We start from the raw sequence: 14,876 nt of genomic DNA, 5'->3' as shown, positions 1-14,876 counted from the left end.
GGTCACCGCACCAGGGCGCGGGCCAGGACCGCGGCGGTGCGGGCGATGGCCCCGTCGTCGGCTGCGGCGTCCGCCCGCCGCTTGTTCGTGGTGATGACGATGATGAGCGGCGCGCGGGACGGCGGGTAGGCGACGGCGATGTCGTTGGCCGTGCCGTAGGCGCCGCCCGTGCCGGTCTTGTCGCCGACCGTCCAGCCCTCCGGGAGCCCCGCGCGGATGCGCTCGTCCCCGGTCACCGTCGCCTTCATCCAGCCGATGAGGCGCGTGCGGTCGGCGGGGGCGAGCGCGTCGCCGGCGGTGAGCGCGCGCAGGTCGTCCGCCCAGGCGCGCGGCGCGGTCGTGTCGCGCTGCTCGCCCGGTCTCCAGTCGTTGAGGGCCGTCTCCCAGCGGTCGCTGCGGCTGACCCGGTCGCCGAGCGAGCGGAGGAAGGCGGTGAGGCCGGCGGGCCCGCCGATCTGCTTCAGCACCAGGTTCCCGGCGGTGTTGTCGCTCTCGGTGATCGCCGCGCGGCACAGGTCGGCGACGGTCATGCCGGTGCCCACGTGCTTCCCGGTGACGGGGGAGTGGTCGACGAGGTCGTCCTCGGTGTAGCGGACCACCTTCTCCAGCAGGCCGGGGGCGGAGCGGCGCGCCTTCCGCAGGACCGCGCCGCACGCCATCGCCTTGAACGTGGACGCGAACGGGAACGTCTCGTCCGCCCGGTGGGAGACGGACCGGCCGGTGCCGGTGTCGATCGCGTACGCGCCGATGCGGGCGCGGTGCGTCCGTTCGAGGCGGTCCAGCCGCCTGGTCACGTCCGCCTGCGGCGCGGTGCTCTCGGACGCGGTGATCCGGGACGGTCCGCCCTGCGGCGCCGCGTCCTGCGCGCCGGGTTCCGCGTCCGCGGCGCAGCCCGCGGCGGCGGACACGGCCAGGACGGCGGCGAGCGCCCGGAGACGGGGAGCCTGTTTCGTCATGCCGCCGAGCAGACCAGAGCGGCGAAGCCGATGTCCAATATCGATATCGATCGCGGACCGATACGCCTTCTCATATGCGTGCGCCGCGACGTGCGCCCGCGCGGGCCTCACAGCCAGTCGCGGAGCTTGAAGACCGCGTAGAGGACGGTGCTGCAGACGACGATGATGACCGCGCTCGCGATGAAGCCGCCGTGCTGCGAGAAGCCCGGGTAGGGGACGTTCATCCCGTAGAACCCGGTGACGGCGGTCGGCACGGCGATGATCGCCGCCCAGCTCGTGACCTTCTTCATCACCTCGTTCATCCGGTTGCTCTGCAGCGCCAGCCGCGTGTCGAGCAGGTCGGCGACGAGGTCGCGCAGGCCGTCGGTCCACTCCCCGACGCGCAGCGTGTGGTCGTAGACGTCCTGGAAGTAGGGGACCAGCGGCGCGGGGACGAGCCCCAGGTCGCGGCGGAGCAGCGTGTTCAGCACCTCCCGCATCGGCAGCGCGACCCGCCGCAGCTTGGCCAGGTTCTTGCGCAGCCGGTAGCTGCGCCGCTGGATCTCCTTCACCGGGAACTCGTCGCCGAAGACCAGGTCCTCGACCGCGTCGGCCTCGTCGTCGAGCGCCTGCACGGCCGCCAGCTGCAGGTCGACGACGAGGTCGAGCATCCCGTACACGAGGAACGCGGCGGTGGGCTCGTCGTAGCCGGAGCCGGGGGTCTGGTCCCAGCGCTCGATGAGCGCGCCGACGTCGAAGCCGTGCTCCTGCCGGACGGTGACCAGCGCGCGTTCGGCGATGAAGGCCGACAGCTCGTGCATGGCCATGTCGCCGCCGTCCACGTGCGGGACGTAGACGTTGAGGAACGCGTACCCGTGGTACCGGTCGAGCTTCGTCCGCTCGTGCCGGGACACCGCGTCCTCCACGGCGACCGGGTCGAGGCCGAGCTCGTCGCCGATGATGCGCAGGTCCTCGTGGCGCGGCGCGCACAGGTCGACCCACACGACGATGCCGGGTCGCGCCAGGTGGTCGCTCACCTCCGCGACGGGGAAGTCCTCCGCCACGATCCGGCCGCCGCGCCAGGCCCGCGTCCGCGGCGGCGAGACTCCCGCCGGCCGCCCCGGCGGCCCGTCGGCGCCGCTCTCGGGCGGCTGGGATCCCATGCGCCCCTTATACCCCTGTTCTCCGGAAGGCCGAGGAGAAAGGGACGCTCAGCCGCTGCGCGGGGCGGCCGTGGACGCGCGGACGACGAGTTCGCCCGGCAGGACGCGGGAGGCGGGTCGGCGGCCCTCCAGCAGGCCGAGCAGCGCCGTCATGCCCTGCGCGCCCAGCTCCTCCGCCGGCAGGCGGACGGTGGTGAGCTCCGGTTCCAGCGCCGTCGCGAGCAGCACGTCGTCGAACCCGGTGACCGACAGGTCGGCCGGGACGTCCAGGCCGAGCGCCCGCGCCGCCTTGTAGGCGCCCGCGGCGATCAGGTCGTCGTCGCACACCAGGGCGGTCGGCGGCCGCGGGCCGGACAGCAGCCGCAGCGCGGCGTCCTTCGCGGACGCGACGTCGATCGCGCAGGCGCCGCGGGCCAGCGCGCCGCCGGGCAGCCCCGCGACGACGGCGGCGAGGGCCTCGGCGCGGGCGCGGAACGTCCACTGGTCGACCGCCGCGGCCACGTGCCCGAACCGCCGGTGGCCGAGGCCGGCCAGGTGCCCGGCGATCGCCCGCATCCCGTCGGCGACGCCGAAGTCGACCGTGGGCACGCCTCCGCCGGGGCCGCTGTCGAGCATCACGGCGGGCGTCTCGCGGAAGCGGCCGAGCACGTCCACGGGCATCGAGGACGCGAGGATCCCGTCGATCGCCTCCTCCGACCCGAACGGGCTGTCGGCGGGCCCCTCCGCGTCGTCCGGCCACGTGGACACGACCACCCCGAAGCCGTGCCGGGCCGCGACCCGCGCCGCGCCCGTGTAGACGGGGCCGAAGAACGGCGCGCTGAGGGTCGGGACCATCAGCAGGACGGTCCGGGTGGTGCCGAGCCGGAGGTTGCGGGCCGCCTGGTTGGGCCGGTAGCCGAGCCGCTCGGCCGCGTCCCGGACGCTGCGCGCGGTCGCGGGGGAGACGCGCCCGCTCCATTTGCCGCCCAGCACGAGGGAGACCGTGGACTGCGAGACACCCGCCTCCTGGGCCACGTCCTTGCTGGTGGGACGGCTGATCGCCGGCACCCGCACCTCCCTGGGCGGCCTTCTCGCGGACTCGCTGACGGACACGTACCGGAAACAGACTAGAGCGGAGGCCCCCGGAAGTGGTACGTATGACGGGTCGAGTAATACGTATGACTGGGGATCTTCGGGGGCCATCGGATGCGCGGCTACGTCGTCTTCCTGCGCAGGCCGCACGCGGCGCGGCTGCTCGGCGGCACCCTGCTCGGCCGGCTGCCCAACGGGATGGGCATGCTCGCCGTGGTGCTGCACGTCCGCGCCGACGACGGCGGCTACCCGCTCGCCGGGACGCTCGCCGCGGTCTTCGGCCTGGCGACCGCCGCCGGGCAGCCCGTCCTCGGCCGCGTCATGGACCGCTACGGCCAGCCGCCGGTCCTGCTGCCCGCCGCCTGCGCCGCCGCCGCGGGCTTCGCGCTGCTCGCCGCGGTCGGCGCCCACCCGCTGCCGGCGGCCGTCGCCGCCGTGGTCCTCGCCGGGTTCGCCACCCCGCCGCTGGAGGCGGGGCTGCGCGCGCTCTGGCCGGACGTCCTGGACGGCCAGGAGGAGGTCGACGCGGCGTACGCGCTCGACGCCGCCGCCCAGGAGATCCTGTTCACCGTCGGGCCGCTGCTCGTCGTCGCCGCGGCGGTGGTGAGCACCGAGGCCGCGCTGCTGCTCACCGGCGCGCTCGGCGTCGCCGGGACGCTCGTCGTCGCGCTGTCCGGGCCGTCCCGCCGGTGGCGGAGCGCGCCGCGCGCCGCCGATTGGGCCGGGCCGCTGCGCTCGCCCGGCCTGCGGGTGCTGCTGCTGTCGCTCGCGTGCGCCGGGATCGCGCTCGGCGTCTACGCCGTCGCCGTCGTCGCCTACGCCGAGGAGCAGCGCAGCGACGTCGCGTCCGGGCTGCTGCTGGCGTGCATGGCGGGCGGCGCCCTCGCCGGCGGCATCGGCTACGGCGCCCGGCCGTGGCCGGGCGAGCCGCACCGCCGGCTGCGCTGGCTGCTGGCCGCGCTCGCCGCCGGCTACCTCCCGCTCATGCTCGCGCCCGGCCTGCCCGTCATGTCGGCGCTGGCGTTCGTCTCCGGCGTCTCGCTCGCGCCGGTGCTGGCGTGCAGCTTCTCGCTCGTCGACCGGCTCGCGCCCGCCGGGACCGTCACCGAGGCGTTCGCGTGGATCGTCGCCGCGATCGGCGCGGGCGGCTCGCTCGGCTCGTTCGTCGCCGGCATCGGGCAGGACGCGGCGGGCGTCCCGGGCGCGTTCGCCGGCGCCGGGATGGGCGGCGCCCTCGCGCTGGCCCTGTGCCTGCTCGGCGGCCGGGCGCTCCGCCCCCGCCCGCGGGCCGTGACCGCCACCGCCGAGGCGGCGGCCTAGCGGCCCGTCACACCCAGGACTGGAACCAGATCCGCGCGTGCCACTCGTCGTACGGGAGCGTCTGCGCCGCCAGGATCGGGTAGAAGTACGCGAAGTTCGCCAGCACCACCAGCAGGAACGCGCCCGCGGCGGCGGAGCCGACCAGCCGCCGCATGCCCGCGCCCTGGACCGCGCCCTGGACCGGCGCCGGCGTCGCGTGCGCCCCGCCGCCCCCATGGGGCCCGGCGTCCCGGTAGGGCTCGCCGGGCAGCGGGTAGCCCTCGCCGCCGCGGCCCGTCTCCCCGGGGCCTGTCTCCCCGAGGCCCGTTCGCCCGGGACTCGCCTCCCCGGGGAGCGCCGCGTGCGCCCCCGCCGCCCCGGCGGGCGCCGGGCCGATCAGATACCCCAGGACCAGCACGACCGCCAGCACCATGAACGGGATCAGCGGCGTCGCGTAGAAGAGGAACATCGTCCGCTCCGAGAACGCCGACGGGAACCAGGTCAGCCAGCCCGCGAGGAAGCCCAGCAGGATCGCGCCGGCCCGCCAGTCGCGCAGGACCAGCCACAGGAACACCACGGCGACCAGCGCGACGAGCGCGCCCCACCACAGCGCGGGCGTGCCGATGCCGAGGATCTCCCGCGAGCACCGGGCCGCGCCGCCGCAGCCGCCCTTCGGCTCGGTGTAGAAGAACGCGACGGGGCGGCGCAGGATCGGCCAGTCCCACGGCCACGACTGGTACGGGTGCTTCGCGTGCAGCCCGGTGTGGAAGCCGAGCATCTGCGAGTGGTACTCCCACAGCTTCGGCATGGCCTCGAACGGCCGCCACAGCAGGTGGTCGGACACCGTGCCGCGCCCCCAGCCGCCCGGCTTGAAGATCCACCCCCACCAGGTCGCCAGGTAGGTCACCAGCCCCACCACGACGAGCTGCACGAACGCCGGCACGGCCTCCAGCAGCATCGTCCCGGCGAACGGGGCCCGCACCCCGGCCGCGCGGCGGGCGCCGTAGTCCCACAGGACGACCATCAGCCCGAACGCGGCGACGTAGAAGATCCCCGTCCACTTGGTGGCGCAGGCCAGGCCGAGGCAGACGCCGCCCGCCCACCGCCAGCCGTGCGCGAGGAACGGCCCGTACACCGACCGGTCGCCGCGCTCGATCTTCTCGGCGAGGACGCGCCGGGACCGGTCCCGGTCGTTCACCAGGCACGCGAACCCGGCGAGGATCCAGAACATCACGAAGACGTCCAGCAGCGCGGCCCGGCTGGTCACGAACGCCAGCCCGTCCACCGCGAGCAGCAGCCCGGCGGCGCAGCCGAGCAGCGTCGACCCGGTCATCCGGCGGGCGACCCGGCACAGGATCAGCACCGACAGCGTCCCGATCAGCGCGGGCATGAACCGCCAGCCGAACGGCGTCGCGCCGAACATCCACTCGCCGACCGCGATCATCCACTTGCCGAACGGCGGATGCGCGACGAACGCGGGCCCGCTGCCCCAGATGTGCGCGTCCGGGTCGGCGATCAGGAGCTTGTCGGCGTTCTCGACGGTGTTGTGCTCCCAGCCGAACTTCAGCAGGGCGAGCGCGTCCTTCGCGTAGTACGTCTCGTCGAAGACCACCGCCTTCGGCGATCCCAGCCGGTGGAACCGCAGGTAGGCGGCGAGCGCGGTGACCAGCAGCGGGCCCAGCCAGGACAGCGGCGCCCCGCCCGGGATCGCGGGCGCGAGCCACTCCCGCAGCGAGGGCGGCCGGCGCCGGGACGCGACGGCTGGGGCGGGGACCAGGTCGGTCGTCATCCCGTCATCGTACGGGCGCGGCCGCCCGCTGGGAGAATGACCGGGTGACAGGGACTCTGGTGCTGGCGGCGGCGCCCATCGGGCGGGCCGGGGACGCGTCGGCCCGGCTGCGGGAGGCGCTGGCGGACGCGCCGGTGATCGCGGCCGAGGACACCCGGCGGCTGCGCCGGCTGGCCGCCGATCTCGGCGTCGAACTGACGGCGCGCGTCGTGTCCTACAACGACGTCAACGAGCAGGCGCGGGCCGCGGGGCTGGTGGAGGAGCTGCTGGCCGGGCGGGACGTGCTGGTCATCACCGACGCGGGCATGCCCGGCGTCTCCGATCCCGGATACCGGCTGGTGCGCGCGGCCCTCGCCGAGGGGGCGCCGGTCTCGGTGCTGCCGGGGCCGTCCGCCGTCACGACCGCGCTGGTGGTGTCGGGGCTGCCCACCGACCGGTTCTGCTTCGAGGGCTTCCCGCCCCGCAAGCCGGGGGAGCGGGCCCGCCGGTTCGCCGCCCTCGCCGGCGAGCCCCGCACGATGGTGTTCTTCGAGTCGCCGCGGCGGCTGGGCGCCACCCTCGCGGCGATGGCGGACGCGTTCGGCGCGGACCGCCCCGCCGCGGTCTGCCGCGAGCTCACCAAGACCTACGAGGAGGTCCGGCGCGGGACGCTCGGCGAGCTGGCCGCGTGGGCGGAGGGCCGGGTGCTCGGCGAGATCACGGTGGTGGTCGGCGGCGCGCCCGAGCGGGCGGGACTGACCGACCCCGCCGAGCTGGCCGCGGCCGTCGCCGTCCGCGAGGAGGCGGGCACGCCGCGCAAGCAGGCCATCGCGGACGTGGCCAGGGAGAACGGCGCCCCGAAACGCGTCGTTTACGACGCCGTTGTCAAGGCCAGGAAATAGTCACCGCCATCGGACCGGTCCAACCAGTTCTTTCTGGGAATAACTCCGATCGGTGGCGGACAACGGGGGCACCATGGGCTCGGCGAGGCCACCATGGAACTGGATGCGGTGAACCCGACCCGCGCGAGGGGGTGATAGCCGTGCAGGAAGCATGGTCGAGCCACGAGGTATGGGTCTTCGAGTGCCTGAGCTGCGCGACGACCTGGAACGAGGAGTTCGACGTCCGGCACGCCGGCGACGGGCACGGCAACGAGGTCGTCGTCTACGAGCGCGGCGGGCAGCCCTGCACGACGCCCTGGATGGACCGCTCCTGCCCGAAGTGCCAGAGCCAGAACGTGAAGGCCCTGTCGGCGCTCCGCGGCAAGGAGGGCGAGGTCCCCAAGGCGCGCAGCGGCAGCGACGTGGCGATGGTGTTCCACCTCCGCCGCATGCACGCCTGGTAGGGCGGCCGGCGGGTCAGGGCGGCGCGGGACGGCCGGCGGCGGAGGCCGGGCCGGCAGCGGGTCAGTTCGCCGCGACCTCGGGGACCTTCGCCTCGATCTCCGGCGCGTCCGGCACGGGGACGTCCCGGCCGCCGGACCCGCGCCGGAGCCGGCGCCCCCACCCGGCGACCGTCGCGCGCGCCTCCGGCGAGAACGCCGCGCCGGCGGCGAGCGCCGCCAGCGGGACGGCCGGCAGCACGTACCGGTAGTCGAACTCCGCGGTCGCGGCCGGTGCGAGCAGCAGCCCGGTCGCGAGCGTCCACGGCAGCAGCGCCTCGCCGCCGAACCGCCGCCACAGCGGGACCATCCCGGCCAGGCCGAGCAGCAGGATGGCGCCGACCATCGTCCCGCGCAGGTAGAACACGTCCTGGTAGCCGCGGGCGACCCCGGCGAACGGCTCCACCACCTGCGTCTGGGCGTTGCCGCGCTCGTACGCCCTGGCCTCCTGGGACGCGACCCCGCCGCCCGGCATGTGCCAGTCGGGCAGCTTCCGGCTCTTCTTCTCGAACTCGTACTGCGAGTATGTGGCCGCGTCGGGGAAGACCGTCCGCTCCCATCGGAAGACCCGGAAGAAGTCGTGCGCGACGACCCCCAGGTAGTCGCCCGGCTGCGCGATGATCGCGCGCTTGGCGAAGTCGTTGCCGAGCGCGTTGTTCTCCGGGCTGAACCGGGTGCCGGTGTAGCGGTTCAGCGGCGACTGGGCGTTCCAGATGCCGTCCTGGGAGTTGGGCAGCCGGTTCGCCGGCTCGGTGCACAGCGGGTACTCGCGGACCGGCAGGTCCTTCATCCGGTGGCAGTCGGCGAACTTGTAGACCCGCGCGTACAGGAAGATCCCGTTGCTCTCGGTGATCGCGAACTTGCCGCTGTCGACCTTGTACCAGCCCATGTACGCCAGCACCGGCAGCATGCAGGCGGCGAGCACGACTGCGATCGGCTTCCAGCCGGCGCGCCGGATGAGCAGGTAGACCAGCACGCCGAGCAGCACCGGCATGCCGACCGAGCGGGTCAGCCACGCCATCCCGACGATCAGCCCGACCGCCGCGGCGATCTTCCAGGTGGGGCGGTCGTGCCACAGCAGCAGCGTGACCGCGCTCAGCACCAGGAACGTGAACAGCGTGTCCGACAGGACGAGGTGCTCCAGCTGCAGCTGGTAGGCGTCCAGCAGGAACGGCGCGGCGGCGAGCGCCGCGCCCCAGCCGGGCAGCCCGAACCTGCGCCGCAGCAGCGCGTAGATCATCACGCCCATGGCCAGGCCCATCAGGTGCTGGAGGGCGGCGATGAGCACGAAGCTGTGGAACGGCTTGAGGACGTAGAGGAGGAACGCGTAGCCGTCGGGGCGCAGCGGATGCGGATAGGGGTCGGTCGCGACGTGCAGATAGTCGAAGCTGTCGTTGAAGAACATCACCGGCTGGTAGCCGAGCATCGCCATCAGCCGGAGCAGCGCCGCTGTGGTAATGATCACACTGAACGCCGGGTGGCGGCGCGCCAGTGTCCACAACCCGCGCGCGCGGCGCTTACCACTCGAAACCGCCTCATCTTCGGCGGTTTCCCCTATCGACGGCGTGTCGCCGCCCTTTTTCCGGGCGGCCGCGGAGTCGCCGGCGGGAGTGCCGGCGGGGCTCTCAGCGGGCGTGCGGCCGTTCTTCAGGTTGTCCTCAGCCGGGGATTCCGGGCCGCCCGCAATCCCTTTGCCGGGATTTGCCGCGGTGCTCGTCCGGCCGGGCGTGTCGGCCGCGGTTCCGCCGCCCGAGGGGGCGTCCCGGGCGCCCCGCCCGGCGGCGCCGGCCTCGGCGGAAGTGCCGTCCGAGGCGCCCGCGGAACCGCCGGACGGGCCGCCCGCGGCGGCCTCCGGCGCGGTGCCGGGCGCGGTGGAGAGTCCAGTGTCGAGCGCGGTGCCCTGCGGCGTTTCCCCCGCCACTGCCGCACCTCCCCTTCGGTGTCCGGCCCCCTGTCCGGTGGCACTGCTCTTTCCGGCGCGCGTCACAGCCGACCCACCCCTTCCGGGCCGCCGTGCCCGTATGCTTGACGTCCTAGCCTGCCGCCCGCGACCGTTCCGGAGAGGGTTTTTCGGTTGCAAGTGGGCAACACGATACGGGTGCTCTTGACGAGAGCGGCCATCATGGCCCGTCCTCGGCAGGCATCATGAACGACGATGGGCCGCCCCGCGGAACAACTGAGATTAGTGGAAAACGCCGCAGACGGTCACCAGGGGTAACGAAGGAGATCGCGTGGAACTCTCCGTAGTGATGCCATGTCTGAACGAGGCTGAAACGGTCGAGACCTGCGTCCGCAAGACCATCGGCTTCTTTGAGGACAACGGCATCGACGGCGAGGTCGTCATCGCCGACAACGGCAGCACCGACGGCAGCCAGCAGCTCGCCCGGGACGCGGGCGCGCGCGTCGTGCCGGTGATCGACAAGGGCTACGGCAACGCCCTCATGGGCGGCATCCGGGCCGCGCGCGGCAAGTACGTCGCGATGGGCGACGCCGACGACTCCTACGACTTCACCACCCTCGGCCCCTTCCTGGACGAGCTGCGCGACGGCGCCGACCTCGTCATGGGCAACCGGTTCAAGGGCGGCATCGCCGACGGCGCCATGCCGCCGCTGCACCGCTACCTCGGCAACCCGGTGCTCAGCTTCGTCGGCCGGCTGTTCTTCGGCAGCAAGATCGGCGACTTCCACTGCGGGCTGCGCGCCTTCGACAAGGACGCCATCCTGCGGCTCGGCCTGCAGACCGGCGGCATGGAGTTCGCCAGCGAGATGGTCGTCAAGGCGACCCTGCAGGGGTACGACATCCGCGAGGTGCCGACCACGCTGTCGCCGGACGGCCGGTCCCGCGCCCCGCACCTGAACACCTGGCGTGACGGTTGGCGTCATCTCCGCTTCCTCATGCTCTACAGCCCGCGCTGGTTGTTCCTCATCCCCGGATTGGTCTTCATGACTCTCGGCCTCGTCGCCGGGATCGCGCTGTCGACCGGTCCGGTGACCGTCGGGGAGATCGCGTTCGACGTCGACACCCTGGTCGGCGCGTCCGCCGCGCTGGTGATCGGCTTCCAGGCGGTGCTGTTCGCGCTGCTCACGAAGGTCTACGCGATGCAGGAGGGATTCCTCCCGCACGACCGCCGGGTGCAGAAGATCATCGACTGGTGGAGCCTGGAGCGCGGCCTGCTCATCGGCGGGCTGCTCGCCCTCGCCGGCCTCGGCGGCCTCGCCGCGTCGCTGCTGCACTGGCGGGTCAACAACTTCGGCGAGCTCGACCCGCGGCACTCGCTGCGCATGGTCGTGCCCGCCGCCACCGCGCTCGTGATGAGCTTCCAGGCCATCTTCGCGTCGCTGTTCGTCAGCATCCTCGGCATCCGCCGCCGCCAGCACCCGCCGCTCACCGACCCGGCCGAGGAGGCCGCCGGCGTCGTGGACGCCGCCGCGCACAAGGCCAGGCGCGCCGCCGAGCAGGCGGAGAAGGCCGGGCAGGCGGAGAAGGACGACGAGAGCACGGGAGAGAAGGCCGGGGAGAAGGTCGCCGCCGGCAAGGCGGAGACCGCGGCCGCGCGGGACGAGACCGGCGGCGAGGAGGCCGCCGAGACCACCGGCGGGGTCACCGGCAAAGGCGGCGCGGCCGAGCGCTGACGCCCGCCCCGCCGAGAAGTTGCCGAGCGTTTCCGGGCCGGGGCCCGGCGCCCCGCCCGCACTGTGACAGGCTTGTCCTGCGATGGATCTTCGTTCACCGACCGCCCGCGCCCGGCGCGTCGCGCGCCGATGAGCGCCCGCCCGCCGGCGGACGCGCGGCCCGCGTCTCGGACCGCCGCGCGGCCCCCCGCCGCCCCGGCGGAGCCGCGCGCCGTCCCGTCCCCGGCGGACCGCCGCCGCTGGGCCTGGCTGTTCGTGCTCGGCTGGGCGGCGCAGGCCGCGCTGCGGCTGTGGCTCGGCTCGGGCCAGACGATCCCGGTGGCGACGCCGGACGAGTCCGGCTACCTGTTCGCCGCCCGCGTGCTCACCGGCGGCCCCGACGCGGACATGTCGTTCGGGACCGTCTACCGGGGCGGCTACCCGCTGCTGCTGCTCCCCGCGGTCTGGCTCGGCGACGGCCCGGTCGCCGTCTACCGGATCGCGCTCGTCATCAACGCGCTGATCAGCGCGTCGATGCTGCCGCTCGGCCACCTGCTGCTGCGCCGCCTCGGCGTGCGGCCCCGCTGGTCGTACGTGTTCGCGCACGTCACCGCGCTGCTGCCGTGCGTGCTGTTCTACTCGGCGTTCGTGCTGACGGACGCGATCCTGCCGGTCGTCTTCACCGGCTGGCTGCTGCTGGCGCACACGTGGCTGACCGCGCCGCCCAGGCCGCTCGGGCGCCGCTTCTCCGCCCGCCCGGCGCTGTGCGGGGCGGGCGCGTCGCTGCTCGTCGCCTACGCCGCCGCCTGCCACACGCGCGGCATGATCCTGCTGGCCGTGCACGCCGTGCTGATCGCCGCCGCGCCGCTGCTGCGCTGGCGGTCGTGGCGGAACGCGTGCGGCGCCGGGCTCGTCCTCGCCGCCGCGACGGGCGCGGGGACGCTGCTGAACCGGTCGCTGCTGCCGCACATGTACCCGTACGGCGACAACGACCTCGGCGGCAACGTCGTCCGGCGGCTCACCTCCCCCGACGGGTGGGGCTGGACGCTGTCGCTCGGCACCGGCCAGGTCTGGTACCTGGCCGTCGCGACCGGCGGCGTCGCGGCGGTGGGCCTGCTCGCCGCCGGTTACGCCGCGATCCGGCCGCCGATCACGCTGCCGGGCTCGCCGGGCCGGACGCGGGCGCTGGCCCTCGCCGTCCTCGCGGTCGCGGCGGGCATCGCGTTCGCGACGTCGGCGGCGCTGCCGGTCGAGTACCGCGTCGGCAACTACGTCTACGGCCGCTACCTCGCCTGCGCCGCCCCGATCCTGTTCGCCGCGGGGGTCGCGGTGCTGCTGCGCGCCCCCGCCCGTACGCTGCTGCGGGCGGCGGCCGCGGCGGCCGCGGCGACGGTCGCCGCCGCGTGCGTCGTCCAGTGGTACGCGGGCGACCTGCTCAGCCGGTACACCTTCACGGTCTACGACTTCCCCGAGACATCGCTGCTCACCTGGGACTGGACGGCGTTCCACCTGTGGCGCGCCACCGCGGCCGGGCTGGTCCTGCTGGGGCTCTCGGTGGCGGCCGCGCGGCTGCGCCGGCGCGGCCCCGCCCTGCTCGCGGGGCTGCTCGCCGTCGTCGCGGTCGCGATGTGCGCCACCGCGATCGACCGGATCGCGCAGCCGCTGGTGCGCGCCACGACCGCGCACGCCGACCTGCGGGAGCGCGTCGACCTGCGCGCGCAGCGGTCCATCGCGGTCGACTGGAACGTCCCGTGGACGATCCGGCTCTCCCAGTTCTACTGGGCGTGGTGGAGCGAGGGCACCGTCTTCGACGCCCGCTGGACGGCGCCGCCGCAGGACGCCGACCTGGTGGTGCTGGCGTGGCCGAAGGACGTCCCGGCGACCGCGTCCTGGCCGAAGGGCGCCCCGCCGGGCTGGCACGTCGCCGACAGCCGCCGCACGATCGAGGGCGACTGGGTCGCCTGGACCCGCTGACCCCCGGCCTCAGCGCCGCGCCGCGGTCACGGGCCGGGCGGGAGGGGCGGCGGGTTCCACAGCTGGAGGATCCCGTCGGAGGAGCGCCACATGAGCGTCCAGCCCTCGGCGGGGGACGGTCGCCAGCCGCCCGCGATCTGCGACTCCATGCCGCGCCACCGCGTGTAGAGCATCGGCCCCTCCATCGCGTTGCGCGGGACCTGCGGCATGTAGTGCGGCCAATCGCGGATCTCGCCGCGCCAGACCCGGTCGCCCCACATGTCGCGGGTGTAGAAGGTGAGGGTCTGCGCGAGCCGCCGGTCGGCGCAGATCAGCGTGATGCCGCGGTGGTCGCCGAGGTAGCCGCGCAGCTCGTTCCACGCCTTGTCGCGCGGCAGGTCGGGCACGGCGCGGACCGCCGCGACCGCGTACCACCCGCCGAGCGCGACGGCGAGGACGGGCACCGCGACGGTCTTCAGCCGCAGCCGGGACACCCACCCGGCGGGCAGCATCCGGAACATCAGGATCAGCGACCCGGACCCGCCGGCCAGCAGCGCGGGCAGCACCGCGAACCAGTACCGCTGCAGCCAGGCGCGCAGCTTGATGTCGTTCGGGTCGAGGACGCCGGAGAAGACCGTCAGCGGGACGGCCAGGGTGAAGAACCACACCAGGACCAGCGCGAGGCGCCGGTCGCGGGTGACGGCCCAGCCGACGATCGTGAGGGCGAGCGCGGCCGTGAAGATGAGGCCGAGGGGGTTCCAGTCGTGCATCGCGCGCAGGAACGAGCGGGCCGCGAGCTCCCGGGTGACGTAGTCGCGGGACTGGCCGCCGTGCTCGGCCGCCGACACCAGCCCGGCGAGGGGGCTGCCCCAGACGAGCTGGTTGTGGACGAAGTTGAACACCAGGATCGCCAGCATCGGCGCGCCGACCGTGATGTTGCGCCGCCACGGGATCCGCAGCAGAGCCAGGTAGGCGGGGATGGCGAGGAACAGGAACGCCAGGAACTCCCGGATGAGGAACGACGCGCCGAGGAGCACCCCGGCGGCGAGCAGCATCCGGGTCTGCGCCCGGCCCGTCCGGCGGCTCGCGACGACGAGGCCCGCCATCCCGATCGCGAACAGCCCGGCGCCCGGCATGTCCGGCAGCATCACCCCGGTCGACCAGGTGATCTCGTGGCCGAACGGGTTCGTCATCGTGAAGAACGGGTGGACCAGCAGGATCGCCGCCGACGCGAGGCCCGCGACGTCCCCGAACAGCGACCGGACGACCAGGTACGTCCCGGTGAAGAACGCGATGCCGCCGAGCGCCGCGACGGTGAAGTAGGCGGCCTGGCCGGGCCCGAGGACCTCCTGGACGAGCCGCGCGGGCAGCACCAGCCCGATCCGGGTGACCTGGTGGGGGACCTCGTCGAACGGCCACTGGGTGAGCGGGATGTCGGGCCAGTCGCGGGCGGCGAGCCACACGTAGTACGGGTCGAAGTACAGCGGCGGCGGCATGATCACCCACTGGGCGAGCACCGCGGACGCCGCGACCAGCAGGGCCAGCCACACCACGCGCCGCGTCCGCCGCACCCGGCCGGCCAGCCGCGCGGCGCGCCCGCGGGAGGGGGCGTGCGGGCGGGCGCCGCGCGGACTCCGGCCGACGGTCTCGCCGGACGTGGTCTGGGCCATGCCTGGGCTCCCCCGCCTCCACTGA

Annotated in this window: 11 protein-coding genes; 5 read left to right on the top strand and 6 right to left on the bottom strand. The window is 74.3% G+C overall.

Annotation, left to right across the window (positions count from 1 at the left end):
• Positions 1-2 precede the first annotated feature (2 nt).
• The 3 genes from bla to ACIWVC_RS11225 form a co-directional block, all read right to left on the bottom strand.
• Positions 3-956 carry a class A beta-lactamase gene (gene bla / locus ACIWVC_RS11235; protein ID WP_396450108.1) on the bottom strand — a complete coding sequence of 318 codons (954 nt, stop codon included), beginning with the start codon at positions 954-956 and terminating at the stop codon, positions 3-5.
• A 107-nt stretch (positions 957-1,063) separates the two neighbouring features.
• Positions 1,064-2,098 carry a magnesium transporter CorA family protein gene (locus ACIWVC_RS11230; protein ID WP_396454106.1) on the bottom strand — a complete coding sequence of 345 codons (1,035 nt, stop codon included), beginning with the start codon at positions 2,096-2,098 and terminating at the stop codon, positions 1,064-1,066.
• A gap of 48 nt (positions 2,099-2,146) precedes the next feature.
• Positions 2,147-3,145 carry a LacI family DNA-binding transcriptional regulator gene (locus tag ACIWVC_RS11225; protein ID WP_396450104.1) on the bottom strand — a complete coding sequence of 333 codons (999 nt, stop codon included), beginning with the start codon at positions 3,143-3,145 and terminating at the stop codon, positions 2,147-2,149.
• A gap of 138 nt (positions 3,146-3,283) precedes the next feature.
• On the opposite strand from ACIWVC_RS11225, the gene ACIWVC_RS11220 reads away from it, so the two are divergent.
• Positions 3,284-4,489 (top strand): MFS transporter, encoded by a 1,206-nt coding sequence (locus tag ACIWVC_RS11220; protein WP_396450102.1) that lies wholly within the window; start codon positions 3,284-3,286, stop codon positions 4,487-4,489.
• Between the two features lie 7 nt (positions 4,490-4,496).
• On the opposite strand, the gene ACIWVC_RS11215 is transcribed toward ACIWVC_RS11220, so the two are convergent.
• Positions 4,497-6,257: a dolichyl-phosphate-mannose--protein mannosyltransferase gene (locus tag ACIWVC_RS11215; RefSeq protein WP_396450101.1), complete on the bottom strand. Its 1,761-nt coding sequence runs from the start codon at positions 6,255-6,257 to the stop codon at positions 4,497-4,499.
• Between the two features lie 44 nt (positions 6,258-6,301).
• Here ACIWVC_RS11215 and rsmI point away from each other — a divergent pair, with 44 nt between their 5' ends.
• Together rsmI and ACIWVC_RS11205 are read left to right on the top strand one after the other, a co-directional pair.
• Entirely contained in the window at positions 6,302-7,138 is an 837-nt protein-coding gene (gene rsmI, locus ACIWVC_RS11210) for a 16S rRNA (cytidine(1402)-2'-O)-methyltransferase (RefSeq protein ID WP_396450100.1), read from the top strand.
• 140 nt (positions 7,139-7,278) lie between these two features.
• Positions 7,279-7,581 (top strand): hypothetical protein, encoded by a 303-nt coding sequence (locus tag ACIWVC_RS11205; RefSeq protein ID WP_396450099.1) that lies wholly within the window; start codon positions 7,279-7,281, stop codon positions 7,579-7,581.
• A 61-nt stretch (positions 7,582-7,642) separates the two neighbouring features.
• Here ACIWVC_RS11205 and ACIWVC_RS11200 read toward each other — a convergent pair whose 3' ends face one another.
• Positions 7,643-9,082 carry a hypothetical protein gene (locus ACIWVC_RS11200; protein ID WP_396450098.1) on the bottom strand — a complete coding sequence of 480 codons (1,440 nt, stop codon included), beginning with the start codon at positions 9,080-9,082 and terminating at the stop codon, positions 7,643-7,645.
• Positions 9,083-9,848: 766 nt separating this feature from the next.
• On the opposite strand from ACIWVC_RS11200, the gene ACIWVC_RS11195 reads away from it, so the two are divergent.
• Both ACIWVC_RS11195 and ACIWVC_RS11190 read left to right on the top strand, forming a co-directional pair.
• Entirely contained in the window at positions 9,849-11,249 is a 1,401-nt protein-coding gene (locus ACIWVC_RS11195) for a glycosyltransferase family 2 protein (protein ID WP_396450097.1), read from the top strand.
• A gap of 129 nt (positions 11,250-11,378) precedes the next feature.
• Entirely contained in the window at positions 11,379-13,202 is a 1,824-nt protein-coding gene (locus tag ACIWVC_RS11190) for a hypothetical protein (RefSeq protein WP_396454105.1), read from the top strand.
• A gap of 26 nt (positions 13,203-13,228) precedes the next feature.
• Here the strand turns inward: ACIWVC_RS11190 and ACIWVC_RS11185 are convergent, their stop codons facing one another.
• Complete coding sequence (locus ACIWVC_RS11185) at positions 13,229-14,851, bottom strand: ArnT family glycosyltransferase (RefSeq protein ID WP_396449673.1); 1,623 nt, start codon at positions 14,849-14,851, stop codon at positions 13,229-13,231.
• Positions 14,852-14,876 lie beyond the last annotated feature (25 nt).

The sequence above is a fragment of the Actinomadura sp. genome, from assembly GCF_044508335.1.
Lineage (GTDB): Bacteria > Actinomycetota > Actinomycetes > Streptosporangiales > Streptosporangiaceae > Spirillospora.
The sequence above is the reverse complement of the archived record's forward strand: the minus strand, read 5'-3'. Positions and strand labels throughout refer to the sequence as shown.

Coding starts and splice junctions, on each gene's coding strand:
- bla (WP_396450108.1), bottom strand. CDS start 956: ATGACGAAACAGGCTCCCCGTCTCCGGGCGCTCGCCGCCGTCCTGGCC.
- ACIWVC_RS11230 (WP_396454106.1), bottom strand. CDS start 2,098: ATGGGATCCCAGCCGCCCGAGAGCGGCGCCGACGGGCCGCCGGGGCGG.
- ACIWVC_RS11220 (WP_396450102.1), top strand. CDS start 3,284: ATGCGCGGCTACGTCGTCTTCCTGCGCAGGCCGCACGCGGCGCGGCTG.
- ACIWVC_RS11215 (WP_396450101.1), bottom strand. CDS start 6,257: ATGACGACCGACCTGGTCCCCGCCCCAGCCGTCGCGTCCCGGCGCCGG.
- ACIWVC_RS11190 (WP_396454105.1), top strand. CDS start 11,379: ATGAGCGCCCGCCCGCCGGCGGACGCGCGGCCCGCGTCTCGGACCGCC.
- ACIWVC_RS11185 (WP_396449673.1), bottom strand. CDS start 14,851: ATGGCCCAGACCACGTCCGGCGAGACCGTCGGCCGGAGTCCGCGCGGC.